The organism is Thiofilum sp. (assembly GCF_016711335.1).
Taxonomy (GTDB): Bacteria; Pseudomonadota; Gammaproteobacteria; order Thiotrichales; family Thiotrichaceae; genus Thiofilum.
Map to the genome: position 1 here is coordinate 46,552 of NZ_JADJTF010000001.1, position 16,903 is coordinate 63,454.

Below are 16,903 nucleotides of genomic sequence, written 5' to 3' on the forward strand. Positions count from 1 at the left end.
GATGTAGCGTAATTGTTCCTATCAAAAGTACACCGTAAGGTACACCGTAAAGGAATTTCAGCGTGACCAACACCTACACCAACCATAAAGGCATTAAAGCCGCTCTAACATCGCCCCCTAGTACTGGACACCTTGAACATAAGGACACCTTAGCCACGGGTTTATATTTGCGTGTGTATAGCACAGGACTAGGCAACTTCATTCACAGATACAAGATTAAGGGCATTAGGCGGGTTTACACTTTTGAAGGGATAGCACTGAATGCCAAAAGCACCGAGAAGGACATAGCCAGCGCACTAACTAAAATAAGGGCATTACACCAAGAACAACGTAATACCCTAGCCACGGGCTTAGATGTAGCCATAGAGCGCGATTTAAATGCTAAAGCCATTAACGCTATACCTACCGTCTCAGAGTTCGCTACTACCTTTATAGAGCGCTATGCCAAACCCAAGAACAAGGCATGGCAAGAACAAGAGCGCATACTAAAAGCCGATGTATCAATCATAGGTACACTTAAAATCAATGCAGTGGAACGTAAGCACATTATTAGGCTACTGGATAAGAAAGAGGATGCAGGCGCACCCGTGGCACGTAATCGCCTCTTATCCTTACTCTCTAAATACTTTGGCTTTGCCCTTGAGCGTGGATTAATCGAAGTAAACCCAGCTAAGGGCATTAAGAAGCTACCTGAAAAGGCAAGAGATAGAGTACTCAGTGATAATGAAATACGCTTATTCTGGCAGTGGTTAGAGTCGAATAAATGTGAACTTGCCACTAATAGCGCTCTTAAGCTGGCACTACTCACAGGACAAAGGGTAGATGAAATCTGCACGATACAGGAACGCTATATACAAGGCGATTGGTGGCTAATACCAGACCCCAAGAACTCAATACCTCATACCGTGTTCTTAACGGACACTGTGAAAGCCATTATTGAAACCTTGCGCCCCCATAGTCATGAAGGCTATTTAATTACAGACCTTAAGAACCAACCTAAAGACGCTGGCACATTAGCGGGGGCGATGTATGACGCGGCAATCACTTGGGAGTCAGAACCAAGACCAACCCCACACGACTTAAGACGCACCTTTACCACGGGCATAAGCAAGCTAGGCTTTAATCGTCTAGTACAGGACAAGGTGACTAACCATAAAGATAACTCAGTAGGTGGCATATACGACCGGAATGACTACCAGAAGGAAAAAAGGCAAGCGTTAGAGGCATGGGAGCGCCATATACAAGAAATACTGACAGGTGAACCAGTGTCGAATGTCATAGCCTTTAAGACTGCCTAATCGCTCTCAATTACCCCTTAATCTGCTAGCCACTGTTACAAGTGGCTTTTTTACGTCAAAAAAACACTAATAAAAACAATCATGTAACCGATGTAACCGATGTAACCGATACTTTTAGGGGAACTCGACATTCACTTAGAGGCAGTGAATTAGAGAGAGAAATAACCAAAAGAAAGAGAAGCAAGAAAAGAGTAAGTAATATAAGAAACTGATTTATAAATATTTTATTATCTTTCTTACTATTGGGTATCTCTTACTTCCTAAGTGAATGCAGAGTTCCGTAAAAAACGCGGTTACATCGGTTACATCGGTTACAACTTTGATTTATAAGGATATTTTTAGCCTATTTTTGTAACCGCTGATTTTTACTATCGGTTACACGGTTACATGACTTAGGCTTATGTTTTAACCACTGGACTGCTTACCCATGAAAGCCCCTCAAACGCTCTTAGAAACGATTACCCGCTTATGGCTAGGTGGCATAGTTTTAGTAGTATCTATGCTGGCTATCGTGCCTAGAATTGGCTTAGTGCTAACCCTGTTACTGATAGCAGGCTTGCTGATATTGCCTAAACCTATTGGGGGCGATGCGTACCAACAGCGGATAGATACCTATGGACTCCTACTAGGCTTGATGCTGTTGGTAGTGTTGGCGGGGTATTGGTTAGTGAACTGATATGAAACCGCCTTTTTTATAGGCGGGAAAAACGGGAAAATGACCTAATAACCCGCCCCCAACGAGAGCGGGAATTGATCAATGAGTGTAGGCAGCATTTTATCACTACACTTTAAAATAGTATAATCAAAGCATTGATCAAGTGAGGTTTTATTATGGCAACCCTTCAAATTATTAACTTAGAACAAGGCATTCAGACCGCTAATAATCTCCTAGCTCCTAAAGTACAACGCGGGTACGTGCACTACTCCGATGCGGTCGAGGTATTGCGTAAAGCGGGCATTAAATGTCCCCAACGGCAACCCGATGCGTTACAACGTATGCACGGTGATAATTACATCAATGTTTCAAGCGTCGCTACGTTCCTAGGTGAGGCGCTTTTATCCGACGCGCTCAAAGCCGCTAAGGACGCTAAGACCGTACCTGCAACCAACCCGACACCGTGGGCATGAATCGGACAAATCAGACACTATGCAGAAAAAAAGCGATCTTTTTAAGGAGTTACCCGCTTTCGCGTTTGAGCTGTTCGAGTTTGAGCTGTTCGAGTTGCCAGCGTTTGAGCTGTTCGAGCTGCCAGCGTTTGAGCTTGACCCCTCAGCTTGGGAGTGGGAACCAAACCCTGATTTTAACCTAGATGCTGCCCTTGCTTGGGAGTGGGAACCAAACCTTGATCTTGCGCCCCCTGATTTTAACATCGACCTAGGTGTCGACTTTGACCTAGACGCAGCATTCAAAACTTTCTGCGATACCCCGTTTTTTTGGGAAAAAAAGCCCTAAAACCTAATTGCGAGGGTATTGTGAGGCAATTGTTGAGCGGTCAAGCACTGGTTAAACCTTGGCAAAACCCCATGAGAGCTAATTGTGAGCTAATTGGTGAAGCAAAGAACCTGACAAAACCTGACATTCGACCTGAAAAATCAGCACGGAAACTAACAATTACTAACAGGTGCATCCAAAACGGGAGGCGCACCGCCTGAACGATACTGGTAACCTCACTCTAAACAGCGTCCCCAATTTTGGGGGCGCATGTGGTCACTTCATTTGACGTTTTCCCCTGAATCCTGCTATCTATCAAGCGCTTAACGTGGTCACTTGGTGGCAACTTCCTGCACGGTTTTGGCGGGAATCCCTTTAGCTATCAATGGGCTAAGGTGGCAACTTGCGATGGTGACTTATTGCCTATCTTTTGCCTAAAACCCGTGATTAATCATGAGGCTAGGTTGGTGACTTAATCTTTTCAATGTCAACAAATGTCAACAACCCTAGGGGCGTGATTACCCCAAGATTACCCCAAGATTACCCCAAGATTACCCCAAGATTACCCCAAGGTTTTACAGCAAGATTACAACAAGGTTTTACCCAATAACGGTAAGTTTACGGTAAGGTTTTTAGCGTTCCTGAATAATCAGGCGCGTACTCCTGAATAATCAGGAGATCACACTGGTTTAGGCGAATTAGTGCAAGGTTAGTACAAGGTCTTTGCCTCATAACGTCAAGGTTTGGGCAACCTAAGACCGGATACAACCCGCCCCCACCTCTAGGCTTATCAAGCACTTGCACCCTGATTAGGGGCAAAATAGACCGTATTTAAGACCGGATACCACCCTCAGTCTGTGCCTTGTTACGAAATAGCAGTACTGTTAATTCGCAACACCTAGGGAGCTGCACCTTATTCAAATAATTCTGAGTGTGTACCTGTTCGCACAAACACTATCAACTCTGGTGTGGTTAAGCTCTCTAGGCGGTAAATGAGTAAAAAATCTCCCCCTATGTGACATTCTCTATGGTCTTTCCATTCGCCTGTTAGCTCATGGTCTAACCATTCTTCACCCAAAGGCGCATCATTCGCTATCAGCAATAACATAGCCTCTTTTAGCTTATGCAAATCGTAGCGACCAGAACGAGATAAACGCTCCCAGTCTTTGAGAAAGCGCTTGGTATAATCGCACGCTCTAGGGAATGAAGCGCGTTTAGTGTTGGCTGGTTTTTTCAATGTCATGGAATAAATCCTGTGCATTGTTAAAACGTGCCTTGGTAATCAATCTAGCTTCCTCCATAGCCTCGCGTGTCTCTGCATTAGGAACTTTCAGGGTAAAGGGTATTTGCTGTTCAGCGACCACACGGGTTAAGAATACCCGTACCGCCTCCGATACAGATAAACCCATAGAGGCTAAGGTTGCGTTAGCAGCGTCTTTTAAGTGCTCATCAATGCGTATATGCAGCATGGTAGTAGGCATAATGCCCCCTTTATAGGCTTAGTATTCACTACATTGTATCTCAAATGAGTAACACTTAGAGCGCTTTTTATCGGAATTATTGCAAACAACATACCGACACAAGAGAGAACTCTAGCCTAGTGGGGAGCTGCACCTTTTACTCATGAGCTTCTGGGAAGTACTCCACGTCCATCAATTGCTCAAAACTCCAAGGATTTTCAGACGGGAATGTGTGACGGGGTAAGCCTGTTTCATCTTCTGCATCATCTAACGCCAAGTCATAAGCGCGATTCAGTACCTTATCTATATCGACTTTAAGGCTTGGGTTATCCTCAAGGTGAAAGCCTAGTTCTTTACGCTGCACCTTGATGGTTTTTTCCCAGCTACGTTTACCAATGTAGTGAGGCTGATATTGCCATTTGAGCAAGTGCATGAGTAATACCCGTAGCCGACTTAATAACTCACGACGCTCTCTGGCTCCCATTAGCTGAAGCTCCCTAACTAAGTGTTCAATATCAACGTGTTCAAAGCGTTTATTTTGTAGTAAGTGCGCTTGCTCTTGCGTCCATGAATAATAATCCTGCTCATAGAGAACTGTTCCCATGATGTGCTTACCTCCGGTTATAGTAATCGTATCCTCTCACTAAACGTCTACGCTCTCTGAAAAATCATTTTCTTACTCTTTTACTCCTACCCTTTGCCTGCTTTGGCTAGTTCTTCTTTGATTAATGCACGAATACGCTGTTCTGCCATATCTTGAGCAGGCTCTTTAATCCCTAGACCTAGAGACATTAGGTAAACCATTTCAGCATTAATACTCCTACCGCTTTCTTCTGCTGATAAGCGTATAGCCTCATAAATTGTTGTAGGTATTCTTATCTGTGTTCTAAAGAAATCGTCCTGTTTACCCATTGCCAGACCTAAATTAATTACTTATGACATTAGTCTATCACTAAAATAGTTGCTTACTTTTTATGTCACTGTTATAGTGCCATTTTTAGTGACTATATAGTGATATTACAGTGACAAATAAAGATACTGAAATTAGAACTCAGATACGCATACCCAAAAGCGTACACACATGGCTTGCAGACCGTGCCAAACAAAACGATAGAAGCATGAATGCTGAATTAGTGCGGATATTGCGGGAACGAATGGAGGCTGAGAAACAAGCCAAAGATGCAGCTTAAGTTTTATTAATCGCCCTACAACTGGAAATTGAGCCTTCCAGCGTAGGACTTCACCTAATCGACCAACACTTTAAGGAATCGACCAAATGCTAGAGAAGCATACCAGTACCTTTACGCCTATTCAAAATACAGGCGCTCAAAAATCACCTACCCTACAGGGGCTTAAAGCCGCTGAATATGAAGCCATCGCCCTAGCTTGCGCCGCGCATCTTTCCGGTGATCCTGCACTAGCGGAACGTGCAGCCTTGAGCCTTAAGCAAGCCTTTGCGCCTAGCCCTGAATTAAACCGCCTTTTAACCATGCTGGGGGGCGTTTAAATGGCAAAACCTAGCTATTTTCAGGTCAAATTGTTGCAGGCTCAATTAGATAGCAATAGCACTTCTATCGAGCTGCTAAACGAACTGAGCCATTTAGTCATAGCCCTTCAGCACACGCATTCAGCAGGCACAAGCCCCGACACGGTAGCGTTCTTGTTGAATTACCTGCTGGAGGAAGTGCGCGGTCTAACCGATATGTTTGACGCGGAAAACGACCGATTAACTCAAGAAATGGCAAAAAAGGGGTTTAACCATGAATAAGCCCACCTCTACCCTTGACCAATACGACTTATTCGGGGGCGTGGCGCAAGTTGCGCCCCCTGTCATTGGTGCGCCTAAAACCGAGAGTTACCGCGTTAGTTATCGCGTGGAATCCTTACCCGATGGTAGCCAGCGCATCTATAACTATTCCCACCTACCCGCTGAAAAGCGCCCGATTCGTGAGGTGCAATCATGGGCTTAGATACCCTCATTCCCACATTAGGGACTATTGCCGTAGCTCTTGCTCTCATTGCATGGCAGACACGCGGGAACCGATACAAAACCCGTGCATGGTTGGGATGGAGTGCCTTAACGCTGGAACTGCTAGCGGGGGCAATGGCGATTTATTGGGCTGCCACCAATGGGCAAGGCTTATTAGTCTGGATTTTCGTTTTAGGCTTTGTCGGACTAGCGTTGGGTAAAGCGACCATTGTAAGCGCGGTAGTCGATGCATATGAGCGCGGGTTAATGGGTGCATTAGGTGTAGGTATTCTTACTCTCTTAGGTGCTTATGCCGTGGTGTATGCAGCGGGTTCGTTTAGTGGTGTGATTGAAAGCACCGGAAAGGCTGCACAAGCCGCTGAACAGTCTGCACCGATACAAGCCCTAGATGCTCAAATTGCAGCCGCTCAAGGCAAATTAGGCACACTCTCCCAATATGCCGATGCAGGTCGTGCCAGTGCTGAAAGCGCACAGGCAACGCAGCTACAAACGCAATTAACCGCTGCTAGGGACGCACTCGCTAAATGTCCGCCTACCTATATCACTAAGTGCGTGAATCCCGCTCAAAGTCGTATTGATGCGCTCCAGCGTGAACTCTCTACCCTCACCTACCACGGCAATAACCAAGCCTATGCAGGCACTCAGCAACTCATTGCGGATTTACAAACCCAACGCGCTACCCTCTTGCAATCCGGTACAACCACAACCAGCGGACTAGGTGCGGATGATAAGTTAATAGCGTGGTTATTGGGCGTGGAGGTAGAGCAAGCACGCTCTCTCAAATGGCTGATTTTCGTATTTGCCTTTGACGTGTTAAGCCTAGCCTTTCGTTTGACCGGTGATATGGTAGCCAGTGGTATCCCGGACCACAAACGCGCCGCTAAGCGTTTAGAGGTGTTAATGGAGTCGGGCTATTCCCTACCCCAAGCCGCTAATCTATTGGCTCATTCACCGGATACTAAGCAACCCACCACGTTACCCGCGCCTGAAGTGTACGCGTACAGTGCGGACACTCTCAAACCCTCAGAAACCGCATTAGACCCCGTTTTGAGCGCTACAGACAACCCCACTTCTCACGCATCGGAAGTGTACGCGTACAGTACGGACACCTCCGACAATCCATTGTCCTTAGATGATGTTTATGCCAGTGCTGAACCGCTTTATAGGGAGTGGAAGGAATTAGTGGCTAGTAAAACCATTAACCCCACTGTGCGACCTGCTAAGGAATTTCTTAATGAAAGACTATGCCAAGGCAAACAGAAAACCACGATTACCCCTGTTCAAATGGATTCGATTGCTAACCGCTGGCTAGAAAGGGCAAGGCTGCAAGGCGTCTTGAAATATAACCCTGAATCAGGGGTAGGGAAGCCTAAGTATGTATTAAATGATTAAGGGATTTTATCAATGAACCATCATCTTATTTATTCACCGTCAGAATTAGAACCCTACTACGGACAATGGCTAGACAAGGTACAGCTTAAAGCAATTGCACCTACTGTTAGACCTGCTTTTAGCTTTATCTCTAGTGAACTATGCAGCGGGGGCAAGCCCTATACTCTGACACCTCCACAGATACGCGCCATTATCGACACATGGTTAGAACGTGCAACCAGTGAAGGCGTATTGGTACGCAACACGGTAGGCGGAATAGGGAAACCTAAATACTTATTGAATGAATGATTAACCAATGGGGGCGGTGTGTTTTTAGTCGTGTTTTGCTTGTTTTTTTTGTTGACACTCACGCTCCGGTGCAGTAAAGTTTTGGGTGTGGGAGAGTTGCGTCTAAAGCAAGCCTACACCACAAAGAGATTTAAGAAAGCTGCCAACTTTAGCGAGTTAGGCGGCTTTTTTTACGTCTGCAAAATTTATAGCCGCCCCCTTGTGGCAGAGGGGAGCGGCTTTTTTTACGCCCATAAAAAGGTAAAAAGCATGACAACAACACTAAAAGCCCTTGATTTTAAAGCCGTTAAAGAAAAAACCAGCTTAAGCCGTAGCCATGTGTGGAAGTTAGAGCAAGCGGGGCAATTCCCTAAGCGTTTTAACATTGGTGCGCGTGGGGTACGCTGGATTGAATCGGAGATAGATGAATGGCTTTCCAACCGAGCACAGGCAGGCGATAGCCGTGCAGACAAAACCGCTTAACCCCTCAAATGAAAAAGCCCGCTATCGCTACCAACGAAACGCGGGCTTAAAAGGAATCTCAAGATATGAATTATATACCTTCTTATTACGAAAGTCTCGACAATCTAAAAACCACTATGCACAACCTATTAGGTTTTGCGCCCCCTGCATTAGTGGATAGTGGGGCATTAATCCGCTTTGACACCGACAAGCCACGCAATAAAGCCGGATGGTACGTACTCCACCGCTTGAGTATAGGCGGACTGGTCGCCACCTTTGGTGATTGGAAGCAAGGTATTAGCCATAAGTGGACCAGCTACACCAAAAGCGATTTAAGCCCTAAGGAACGGGAAGCCATACGCCAAGCCCGACTAAAACAAGCCGCAATCCTCAAAGCTGAAACGGAACGTAACCACGAAACCGCAAGGCTTAAAGCCGTGGATAGGTGGACTAAATCCCCACCCGCTAGCACTGCACACCCGTACTTAATGCGCAAGCAAGTAGGGGCGTATGGGATAAAGCAATCAGGCAACCTACTGTTAATCCCTCTTATGGATGCAGCCGGATACTTGCGTAACCTCCAAACCATTGCACCGGATGGAACAAAGCGCTTTTTAAAAGGCGGTATCAAGCGCGGCATGTTTGCCCCACTAGGTACATTAAGAGGTGCTAACCATGCGTATCTATGCGAGGGATACGCCACGGGTGCAAGCATCTATGAAGCCTATCAAGCCCCTGTTATTTGCGCCTTGGATGCAGGAAACCTGCTACCCGTAGCGCAAGCAATACGCGCCAAATGCCTAGACCTCCCTCTTATCTTGGTAGCCGATAACGACCGCGCCACCGCTCAAAAGACAGGCGTTAATATAGGTATCACCAAAGCCCAAGCCGTAGCCGAATCAGTGCCCCTAGTCACCGTACAAATACCCTACTTTGAGGATAGCGCCCCCCTCGACCTCTCAGACTTTAACGATGCCGTGAACTACTACCGCACCCAAGACAAGCCAAAAATCGATTAAAAGGAATTTCACCATGACGACTAATAAACAACACAAAGCGCCTGTTATTCCCATGACGACCTTTAAAACCGATAAGCCTCACACCAAGACCGTGCAAGGGGACACAGGCACGTTTTTTGTAAAAGAGGACGGTATCTATTTTGCTGGATTCGCTAAGGAAGGAACGCCACCAACAGAGAAACGTATTTGCTCTAAGCTAGACGTGTTAGCGAGTACCTGTGACGAAAGCAGCCATAATCACGGGGTACTATTGAAATGGAAGGATAACCGGAACGTCACGCATCAATGGGCTATGCCTAAAGCTTTTCTTGCTGGAGAAACCAAAGACGCAGTAAAACCACTTTACGCTGGTGGCTTAGACATTAAGGCAGGTAGAGGCAATAATCAAAAGATAGTTGAATATATCCAGTCGGCTACCCCTCACCAATGGCTAACGTGTGTAAGCAAAACGGGCTGGACTAATGGCGTTTATGTCACCGCTAATAAGGTTTATGGGCAAGAAGCTGATAAGTACATTCTGCAATCTGAAAGCATTACTACCAGCGCTACTAATCAGACCACCACACTAGGCACACTCGAAGAATGGCAAGCCCATATAAGCCGTTATGCAGTGGGTAATGATAGGTTACTACTCGCAATCTGTGCAGCTTTTGCGGGTGCGCTTAAGAAGTTTAGTGACGTAGGGAACGTGATTTTACATTTTCACGGGAACAGCACCGACGGCAAAACAACAGCCGCTAGATGCGCGGTTAGTGTGTTGGGTAGTCCCGACAATTTGCAACTATGGAAAGCTACAGCTAACGGACTCGAAAGCATAGCCGTTAAATACAATGATAGTTTGCTGGCACTGGATGAACTCAGACAAGCAAGCCCTAAAGAAGTAGGCGACATTGTGTATATGCTAGGCAATGGACGCGGGAAAGTGCGAGCTGATAAAGGCGGTAATGCAAGGGAAGCCGCAACATGGAACGTGATAGGACTATCAACGGGTGAAATCACGTTAAGCGACTATTTAAAAAGTGAAGGTAAAGAAGTCTATGCAGGGCAAGAACTACGCTTGCTCAATATCCCTAGCCATGCGGGGGCGGGTTTTGGTGTGTTTACTACGCTGCACGGGTTTAGTCATTCGGCTGATTTAGCTAACCATTTAAATGCTAGCATCCATAAATATTATGGTGTAGCGGGTGACGCATGGTTAGAGCGTATTACTCAAGACGTTGACACCTTAAGCGCTCAAGTACCGAGTGCTATCACTCAATTTGTAGCGTCTCTAGGCACTATCAGCAATCAAGCGAAACGTGCAGCGCGTGCTTTTGGGCTACTGGCAACCGCTGGAGAGTTAGCCACCTCTTACGGTATTACCGGATGGAGGGAGGGAGAGGCAACACAGGCTTGCAAAACCCTGTTTAATGTTTGGTTGCAGGGCTTTGGTACTGGCAATCGTGAAGAAGAACAGATTTACAAGGCAGCCGTCGACTTTATCCAAAAGAATCCTAATCGCTTCCACCTCATTTATAGACCTAAAGATGTTAACGGTGTGTTTTATCCCAATGCTGAGTATCAATTAAACCAGACTCAATACTTGCATAACCGAGTAGGCTTTCAGAAAGACGGTACTTATTACGTACTACTCGCTCAAATGAAAGAACTTGCCCTTCATTCCGCCTATGACTCTAAAGCTATTCTAAAGGTGCTTAAAGCGCGTGGTTTTTTTGTAGGCGATACCTCTAAACCGCTAAGAGTAACAACTTTTGACAACCCAATTAAGGTGTGGGAAGTGTCAAAGGATGTTCTAAATGCTGAATAAATCACTTTTTAGCGCTTTTTTTCATGCCTTAAAAAGCACAAATTCCTTTAAAAACAACCATGTAACCGATGTAACCGCTCAATTTTGGCTGCGGTTACATGAAAACCCCTTTAAAATCAATCGTGTAACCGATGTAACCGATGTAACCGCGAAAAAACGCCAACTCGACATTGCATTCAGAGTAAGAGGGTAGTTTGATGACTGCACACACCAAGACCCACCTAGATGATTTTTTCAAGCGTTTTAATGACCGTCTGAAGAATCCACAGACTCCAGACGAACAAGCCGACTTTAACGAATGCCTAGAGGAACGTAGCGCGATAATGGAGTATGAAGGCGGACTGCCAAGACATGAGGCAGAATTGCAAGCGCGGGTTATCTGTTTGACCGAGTACCGGAACAAGCGAGGTATTAAAGCCTGATAGTGAGTAGGGTAATCACTGGCTACCCGTAGCACCTCAAAAAAATAGTTTTGAGGGAGTCAAAATGCCAAAAGTACACCGCAAAGTACACCGTAAAACGGTTTTAGACCGATTTTAAGCCTTAGCTCCAAAAGCAAAAAGCCTTGTAAGTGCATGACCTACAAGGCTTTTAATTTGGTGCCGGCAACCGGAATCGAACTGGTGACCTACTGATTACAAGTCAGTTGCTCTACCTGCTGAGCTATACCGGCAATGGAGGCGTATAATATAGATCGATCCTTTAAGCGTCAAGCCTTTTCTTGTGCTCTTGGTCGGAATTTTCGCCCTTGAAACGCCGCCAAAATACCACGCAAAATATTCATCTCACTTTGGGTCAAATGCGTGCGCCCAAACAAACGTCGTAAGCGATTCATTAATAAGCGCGGATTCTCTGGATCTAAATAGCGTACCTCAATTAAGGTCTGCTCTAAGTGCTCATATAAACCCTCTAGCTGAGCACCTGTGGCTAAAGGCTCTCCTAATCCCTCTGCTGGTGTCGATTCTGGATGTTTTAACCCCTGTACCGCCATCGCACATTCATAACAATAAAGTTGAATTGCTGCTGCAATATTGAGCGAGTAGTAATCCACCGCCATCGGAATATGGGTAAGATACTGGCATTGGGCCAACTCCTCATTAGTCAACCCCGTGCGCTCACGCCCAAACACTAAAGCAATTTTCTGCCCCGCTAATTGAGGTGCTACAAACTCACCACACTCACGCGCGGTCAATTGCGGCCAAGGCAAAGAGCGTTCAGAACGTGCACTCGTGCCAATCACTACTTGGCAGTCGGCTAGTGCTTCACTCAAGGTCTGGACTCGCTTAGCATGCTCTAAAATGCTATCTGCGCCCGAAGCCATCGCTTTAGTTTGAGGGGAATTAAAATCTTTGGGTTGAATCAGGCGTAAGTCACTCACCCCCATCGTTTTCATCGCGCGAGCTGCCGCACCAATATTACCCGGATGCGAGGTTTGCACCATGACAATGCAGAGATTATCCAATACTGAAGTCATAAATTAACGCGTACTATGTTTCATCAGGCGCTCTTTCTCACGTCCCCAATCACGATCTTTTTCAGTATCGCGTTTGTCGTGTTCTTGTTTACCCTTGCCTAGACCGATTTCGACTTTTACCCGATTATTTTTCCAATACATCGCAATCGGTACGACGGTATAGCCTTTACGATCTACAGACCCCATGAGTTTATCGATTTCACGCCGATGCAATAGGAGCTGCCGATCACGAAATGCATTAGGGATGATATGAGTCGAGGCGGATAAGAGCGGTGTGATGAGGGCTGCAAATAAATAGGCGTTACCATTGCGGAAGATCACATAGCTATCCTGCAACTGTACGCGCCCGTCCCGAATACTTTTTACTTCCCAACCCTCTAAAGCAACACCTGCCTCATAGGTGCTTTCAATCGAATAATTAAAGCGAGCTTGCTTATTGAGCGCAATCGTATTACTTCCGGCGGAAGATTTTTTCTTTTGTTTAGCCATTGAGATTGATATGTTTATCCAGACATAAGGAGCCGATAATAACGCTATCAGCCTAGAATAGAAACGCCGATTAACTTAAAAGGAATCTGATTACATGGCGCAGATTAGTCGCAGTGCTTTAGTCCCTTACAGCCCTGAGCAAATGTACCGCTTAGTGGATAATATTAGTCAGTATCCGCAATTTTTACCGTGGTGTGGGCAAGCTCAGGAATACGAACGTAGTGCTGAGATGGTAAAAGCCAGTGTCGAAATCGCCAAAGGTGCTATCACTAAGAGCTTCACCACGCTGAATCGACTCCAACCCTATCACAGTATCGAGATGTCTTTAGTCGATGGTCCCTTTAAACACTTACATGGGTTTTGGCGCTTTACTCCTCTAGATACGGCGTGCAAGGTCTCTTTTGATTTAGAATTTGAGTTTTCTAATAAACTCGTAGCCTTTGCTATTGGCCCTATTTTTAATCAAGTAGCGAATACGCTAGTGGATTCATTCGTAAAAAGAGCACATGAAACCTATGGAAAGTCCTAATACTCCCGCCCTCATTCCTATTGAGGTGATTTATGCCCTGCCTCACGAGCAAGTATTACTCACCGCTAATTTACCGGAAGGGAGTACTATTGCTGAGGGTATCAAAGCATCTAAAGTGTTAGAGCGTTATCCAGAGCTGAAGCTAGACACTCTCAAAGTGGGTATTTTTAGTAAGCTAGCTACCCTAGATACTCCACTAAGAGCGCGAGATCGTATTGAAATCTATCGCCCGCTCATCGCTGATCCTAAAGAGGTGCGTAAACAACGTGCAGCGGAAGGCAAGAAAATGAAAAAAGGTGCTAGCGAAACAGAAAACTCGGAAGGCTAGCCCCCCGAGTCCCTTTTAATGTTATATACTGAGCACTAAGATCAAGTATTAAGAGCCTACTTGATCTAAACGTAAATCAGATACAACGCCATTATTAAAGAACACGGTGACGCCCTGTTTTTTAGAGGTTCCATTACCTTGTTTGAGATAGAACACATAATCCCAGCGATTTTGGTTGAAATCGTCTTTTAATAAGGGTGTACCTAAAAGCATTTGTACATCCGTAGGTGACATGCCTCGTTTGACCTGATTTAACTCTTCTTGTGTGACGATATTGCCCTGTTCAATGTCCGCTTTATACGAGCTACAACCCGTCAGTAATCCTATCGTCATACAGGAAGCTAAAATGATTGATTTGATCATGGTAACCTATCTTATCTAGTTAGAACTAAGCGTTACCATCATAGACTATTCACCAAGGAGAATGCAGGGTGGAAGAGAAAGATATTAAACGCGCTGGACTAAAAATCACCCAGCCACGCCTTAAAATTCTTGAACTATTAAGCACTGCTCCTGATCGGCACATGAGCGCTGAAGAAATATATCGCCGCCTATTGTCTAATGATGAGGATATTGGGTTAGCCACCGTTTATCGGGTACTGACACAATTTGAAGCGGCTGGACTGATTACACGTCACCACTTTGAAGGCACTCAAGCTGTATTTGAAATCAGCAGTGAGGATCATCATGACCATATGGTGTGTAGTAAGACGGGGCGCGTGGTTGAGTTTTTTGATGAGGTGATTGAACAACGTCAACAAGCTATTGCAGCTGCGCATGGCTTTAAAATTAGTGGTCATTCACTCATTCTTTATGGCGAATTTACTCAAAAAGCTGACGAAAGCTAAGCAAAACGCTTGATCTTTTTTTGCATTTCTTGGTGACCACGGTATAATCTTGCGTTCACTAAAATCCGTAATTTTTGAAGTGGTACTATGCCAAGCGTAAAAGTAAGAGAATCAGAGCCATTTGAAGTGGCACTCCGCCGTTTTAAACGCACTTGCGAAAAAGCAGGTGTTGTTGCTGAAGTTCGTAGCCGCGAATTTTATGAAAAACCTACAGCGATCCGTAAACGTGAACGCGCTGCTGCGGTCAAACGCAATCTAAAGCGTATTTCTCGTGATTTAAATCGTCGGGTTCGCTTGTACTAATAAGCAGTACTCTACCATGTCACTTAAGACTCAATTGACAGACGACATGAAAGCAGCCATGCGTGCTCAAGATAAAGCACGCTTGGGGGCTATTCGTCTGATTCTCGCAGCGGTCAAACAACAAGAAGTTGATACCCGCACCGAACAAAGCGATAGCGATATTATTGCCACTCTGACTAAGATGGTGAAACAACGTCGTGATTCGATTAGCCAATTTAGCGCTGCTAACCGCATGGATCTTGTGGCTCAAGAGCAAACTGAGCTGGATGTGATCCAACAGTATTTACCCCAAGCCCTGAGCGAGGCAGAAGTAGCCGCCTTGATTAGCCAAGCTATTCAAGAAACAGGTGCTGCAACCGCTCAAGAAATGGGCAAAGTCATGAACTGGCTGAAACCCAAGGTACAAGGGCGTACCGATATGGGTAAACTTAGCGGCTTAATTAAAGCGCAACTCAGCGCCTAATTTTTTCTTGCTCTTAGTATTAGCTCAGCAGAGGTAATTAAATGAAACCTATGAATGATCGTTTCTTGCGTGCTCTGCTGCGCCAACCTGTCGATACCACGCCTTTGTGGATTATGCGCCAAGCAGGACGTTATTTACCCGAATATCGTGCTACTCGTGCGCGAGCGGGTAGTTTTATGGATTTATGCAAAAATCCAGAGCTAGCCTGTGAGGTCACGCTCCAACCGCTAGAACGTTTTGATTTAGACGCGGCGATTCTATTCTCTGACATTCTCACCGTTCCCGACGCTATGGGGTTGGGTTTATATTTTTCCGAAGGTGAAGGTCCACGCTTTGAGCGCCCCGTACAAACTGAAGCCGCGATTCAAGCCTTAAGTATTCCCGACCCCGAATTAGAGCTAGGCTATGTGATGGATGCAGTACGCACCATTCGTAAAGCACTGAATAATCGCATCCCGCTGATTGGCTTTTCCGGTAGCCCTTGGACACTAGCGACTTATATGGTTGAAGGGGGTTCGAGTAAAGAGTATGGCAAAGTCAAAGGCTTACTCTATGACAATCCTAAAGCTATGCATTTATTGCTGGATAAGTTAGCGGACAGTGTGACCAGTTATCTCAATGCCCAAATTGCAGCCGGTGCACAAGCGGCAATGATTTTTGATACTTGGGGTGGAACCTTAACACCGAGCACTTATCAAGAGTTCTCCCTACGCTATATGGAAAAGATTGTTAAAAACCTCACTCGGACGGTTGATGGCGAAACGATACCTGTCATTTTATTCACCAAAGGCGGTATGCAATGGCTGGAAACAATCGCGGCTACAGGCTGCGATGCCTTAGGTTTGGACTGGACGATTAATATTGGTGAAGCGCATCAACGGGTAGGCTCCAAAGTAGCCTTACAAGGCAATATGGACCCCTGTGTACTCTATGCCTCGCCTGAGACGATTCGCGCTCAAGTCAAGCAAATCATCAGTGACTTCCCTGCTCCGACAGGTCATGTATTTAATTTAGGTCATGGCATTCATCAGCATATTAATCCTGATCATGTCAAAGTACTGGTGGATGCCGTACATGAGTTTGGGCGTGTGGGAAAAACGCTTAACTAAATCATAGCCCCTACATCACCAACCTTTAGTATGACTAAGTACTTGAGCCAAAGTAAGCGCATGTCCTATGCAGCCACATATGTCCCTATAAGCTTCAAGGCAGCTTCTTTGCTGCTAAGACTGCTTCACAGTTGCTTTTAGCTAGATGCTTATTTCTATATCGCCGTTTGGGGCAGAATTAGTGTATTACCCCTACAAACATACGATTAGATAAAAGACAAGGTTGTTTCCAC

28 protein-coding genes and 1 tRNA gene are annotated in these 16,903 nt (G+C 45.5%); 21 read left to right on the top strand and 8 right to left on the bottom strand.

Annotation, left to right across the window (positions count from 1 at the left end; genetic code table 11):
• The first annotated feature begins 62 nt into the window (after positions 1 to 62).
• The 4 genes from IPL34_RS00245 (at position 63) to IPL34_RS00260 (ending at position 2,751) form a co-directional block, all read left to right on the top strand.
• The gene (locus IPL34_RS00245; protein WP_296835933.1) at positions 63 to 1,298 is read left to right on the top strand and encodes a tyrosine-type recombinase/integrase; all 1,236 of its coding nucleotides are present in this window, start codon (positions 63 to 65) and stop codon (positions 1,296 to 1,298) included.
• Between the two features lie 427 nt (positions 1,299 to 1,725).
• The gene (locus IPL34_RS00250) at positions 1,726 to 1,974 is read left to right on the top strand and encodes a hypothetical protein (protein WP_296835936.1); all 249 of its coding nucleotides are present in this window, start codon (positions 1,726 to 1,728) and stop codon (positions 1,972 to 1,974) included.
• Between the two features lie 155 nt (positions 1,975 to 2,129).
• Positions 2,130 to 2,426, top strand: coding sequence for a hypothetical protein (locus IPL34_RS00255; protein WP_296835939.1), 297 nt, complete (start codon positions 2,130 to 2,132; stop codon positions 2,424 to 2,426).
• Between the two features lie 19 nt (positions 2,427 to 2,445).
• Positions 2,446 to 2,751: a hypothetical protein gene (locus IPL34_RS00260; RefSeq protein ID WP_296835942.1), complete on the top strand. Its 306-nt coding sequence runs from the start codon at positions 2,446 to 2,448 to the stop codon at positions 2,749 to 2,751.
• A gap of 892 nt (positions 2,752 to 3,643) precedes the next feature.
• On the opposite strand, the gene IPL34_RS00265 is transcribed toward IPL34_RS00260, so the two are convergent.
• The 4 genes from IPL34_RS00265 to IPL34_RS00280 form a co-directional block, all read right to left on the bottom strand.
• The gene (locus tag IPL34_RS00265) at positions 3,644 to 3,973 is read right to left on the bottom strand and encodes a type II toxin-antitoxin system YafQ family toxin (protein WP_296835944.1); all 330 of its coding nucleotides are present in this window, start codon (positions 3,971 to 3,973) and stop codon (positions 3,644 to 3,646) included.
• Positions 3,945 to 4,211, bottom strand: a complete 267-nt coding sequence (locus IPL34_RS00270; RefSeq protein WP_296835947.1) for a type II toxin-antitoxin system RelB/DinJ family antitoxin — start codon at positions 4,209 to 4,211, stop codon at positions 3,945 to 3,947. The genes IPL34_RS00265 and IPL34_RS00270 overlap by 29 nt, the downstream gene beginning before the upstream one ends.
• Before the next feature lie 136 nt (positions 4,212 to 4,347).
• Positions 4,348 to 4,794 (bottom strand): DUF29 domain-containing protein, encoded by a 447-nt coding sequence (locus IPL34_RS00275; protein ID WP_296835950.1) that lies wholly within the window; start codon positions 4,792 to 4,794, stop codon positions 4,348 to 4,350.
• A gap of 86 nt (positions 4,795 to 4,880) precedes the next feature.
• The gene (locus IPL34_RS00280; RefSeq protein ID WP_296835953.1) at positions 4,881 to 5,102 is read right to left on the bottom strand and encodes an Arc family DNA-binding protein; all 222 of its coding nucleotides are present in this window, start codon (positions 5,100 to 5,102) and stop codon (positions 4,881 to 4,883) included.
• Between the two features lie 110 nt (positions 5,103 to 5,212).
• Between IPL34_RS00280 and IPL34_RS20710 the strand changes: the two genes are divergently transcribed.
• The 11 genes from IPL34_RS20710 to IPL34_RS00330 all read left to right on the top strand — a co-directional run bounded on the left by IPL34_RS20710 (position 5,213) and on the right by IPL34_RS00330 (position 11,549).
• Positions 5,213 to 5,380, top strand: a complete 168-nt coding sequence (locus IPL34_RS20710) for an Arc family DNA-binding protein (RefSeq protein ID WP_366931014.1) — start codon at positions 5,213 to 5,215, stop codon at positions 5,378 to 5,380.
• 86 nt (positions 5,381 to 5,466) lie between these two features.
• Positions 5,467 to 5,697, top strand: coding sequence for a hypothetical protein (locus tag IPL34_RS00285; protein WP_296835958.1), 231 nt, complete (start codon positions 5,467 to 5,469; stop codon positions 5,695 to 5,697).
• Positions 5,698 to 5,958, top strand: a complete 261-nt coding sequence (locus IPL34_RS00290; RefSeq protein ID WP_296835963.1) for a hypothetical protein — start codon at positions 5,698 to 5,700, stop codon at positions 5,956 to 5,958.
• Positions 5,951 to 6,160 (top strand): hypothetical protein, encoded by a 210-nt coding sequence (locus tag IPL34_RS00295; protein ID WP_296835967.1) that lies wholly within the window; start codon positions 5,951 to 5,953, stop codon positions 6,158 to 6,160. The genes IPL34_RS00290 and IPL34_RS00295 overlap by 8 nt, the downstream gene beginning before the upstream one ends.
• Complete coding sequence (locus tag IPL34_RS00300; RefSeq protein WP_296835972.1) at positions 6,151 to 7,572, top strand: hypothetical protein; 1,422 nt, start codon at positions 6,151 to 6,153, stop codon at positions 7,570 to 7,572. The genes IPL34_RS00295 and IPL34_RS00300 overlap by 10 nt, the downstream gene beginning before the upstream one ends.
• Positions 7,573 to 7,584: 12 nt before the next feature.
• A complete protein-coding gene (locus IPL34_RS00305) occupies positions 7,585 to 7,860 on the top strand; it encodes a hypothetical protein (protein ID WP_296835976.1) in 276 nt (91 codons plus the stop codon).
• Positions 7,861 to 8,109: 249 nt separating this feature from the next.
• Positions 8,110 to 8,322 (top strand): AlpA family transcriptional regulator, encoded by a 213-nt coding sequence (locus IPL34_RS00310; protein WP_296835979.1) that lies wholly within the window; start codon positions 8,110 to 8,112, stop codon positions 8,320 to 8,322.
• A gap of 65 nt (positions 8,323 to 8,387) precedes the next feature.
• Positions 8,388 to 9,320 carry a toprim domain-containing protein gene (locus tag IPL34_RS00315; RefSeq protein WP_296835983.1) on the top strand — a complete coding sequence of 311 codons (933 nt, stop codon included), beginning with the start codon at positions 8,388 to 8,390 and terminating at the stop codon, positions 9,318 to 9,320.
• 13 nt (positions 9,321 to 9,333) lie between these two features.
• Entirely contained in the window at positions 9,334 to 11,127 is a 1,794-nt protein-coding gene (locus IPL34_RS00320; RefSeq protein ID WP_296835989.1) for a DUF927 domain-containing protein, read from the top strand.
• Entirely contained in the window at positions 11,117 to 11,320 is a 204-nt protein-coding gene (locus IPL34_RS00325; protein WP_296835993.1) for a hypothetical protein, read from the top strand. The genes IPL34_RS00320 and IPL34_RS00325 overlap by 11 nt, the downstream gene beginning before the upstream one ends.
• 4 nt (positions 11,321 to 11,324) lie before the next feature.
• On the top strand, positions 11,325 to 11,549 hold the full coding sequence (locus IPL34_RS00330; RefSeq protein ID WP_296835999.1) for a hypothetical protein: 225 nt from the start codon (positions 11,325 to 11,327) through the stop codon (positions 11,547 to 11,549).
• A 175-nt stretch (positions 11,550 to 11,724) separates the two neighbouring features.
• On the opposite strand, the gene IPL34_RS00335 is transcribed toward IPL34_RS00330, so the two are convergent.
• The 3 genes from IPL34_RS00335 to smpB all read right to left on the bottom strand — a co-directional run bounded on the left by IPL34_RS00335 (position 11,725) and on the right by smpB (position 13,090).
• Positions 11,725 to 11,800, bottom strand: a tRNA-Thr gene (locus IPL34_RS00335).
• Between the two features lie 36 nt (positions 11,801 to 11,836).
• Complete coding sequence (locus tag IPL34_RS00340; protein ID WP_296836004.1) at positions 11,837 to 12,601, bottom strand: RNA methyltransferase; 765 nt, start codon at positions 12,599 to 12,601, stop codon at positions 11,837 to 11,839.
• A gap of 3 nt (positions 12,602 to 12,604) precedes the next feature.
• Positions 12,605 to 13,090 (bottom strand): SsrA-binding protein SmpB, encoded by a 486-nt coding sequence (smpB, locus tag IPL34_RS00345; RefSeq protein WP_296836008.1) that lies wholly within the window; start codon positions 13,088 to 13,090, stop codon positions 12,605 to 12,607.
• A 94-nt stretch (positions 13,091 to 13,184) separates the two neighbouring features.
• Here smpB and IPL34_RS00350 point away from each other — a divergent pair, with 94 nt between their 5' ends.
• Entirely contained in the window at positions 13,185 to 13,619 is a 435-nt protein-coding gene (locus tag IPL34_RS00350) for a type II toxin-antitoxin system RatA family toxin (protein WP_296836014.1), read from the top strand.
• On the top strand, positions 13,597 to 13,947 hold the full coding sequence (locus tag IPL34_RS00355; RefSeq protein WP_366931015.1) for an RnfH family protein: 351 nt from the start codon (positions 13,597 to 13,599) through the stop codon (positions 13,945 to 13,947). The genes IPL34_RS00350 and IPL34_RS00355 overlap by 23 nt, the downstream gene beginning before the upstream one ends.
• 48 nt (positions 13,948 to 13,995) lie before the next feature.
• Here IPL34_RS00355 and bamE read toward each other — a convergent pair whose 3' ends face one another.
• Entirely contained in the window at positions 13,996 to 14,310 is a 315-nt protein-coding gene (gene bamE / locus IPL34_RS00360) for an outer membrane protein assembly factor BamE (RefSeq protein ID WP_296836019.1), read from the bottom strand.
• 68 nt (positions 14,311 to 14,378) lie between these two features.
• Between bamE and fur the strand changes: the two genes are divergently transcribed.
• From fur to hemE, 4 genes are all read left to right on the top strand, one after another.
• Positions 14,379 to 14,795 (top strand): ferric iron uptake transcriptional regulator, encoded by a 417-nt coding sequence (gene fur / locus IPL34_RS00365; RefSeq protein WP_296836023.1) that lies wholly within the window; start codon positions 14,379 to 14,381, stop codon positions 14,793 to 14,795.
• 87 nt (positions 14,796 to 14,882) lie between these two features.
• Positions 14,883 to 15,098: a 30S ribosomal protein S21 gene (gene rpsU, locus IPL34_RS00370; RefSeq protein ID WP_020560000.1), complete on the top strand. Its 216-nt coding sequence runs from the start codon at positions 14,883 to 14,885 to the stop codon at positions 15,096 to 15,098.
• Between the two features lie 16 nt (positions 15,099 to 15,114).
• Positions 15,115 to 15,561 carry a GatB/YqeY domain-containing protein gene (locus tag IPL34_RS00375; RefSeq protein WP_296836030.1) on the top strand — a complete coding sequence of 149 codons (447 nt, stop codon included), beginning with the start codon at positions 15,115 to 15,117 and terminating at the stop codon, positions 15,559 to 15,561.
• Positions 15,562 to 15,602: 41 nt separating this feature from the next.
• Positions 15,603 to 16,670, top strand: a complete 1,068-nt coding sequence (hemE, locus tag IPL34_RS00380) for a uroporphyrinogen decarboxylase (RefSeq protein ID WP_296836032.1) — start codon at positions 15,603 to 15,605, stop codon at positions 16,668 to 16,670.
• Positions 16,671 to 16,903: the final 233 nt, after the last annotated feature.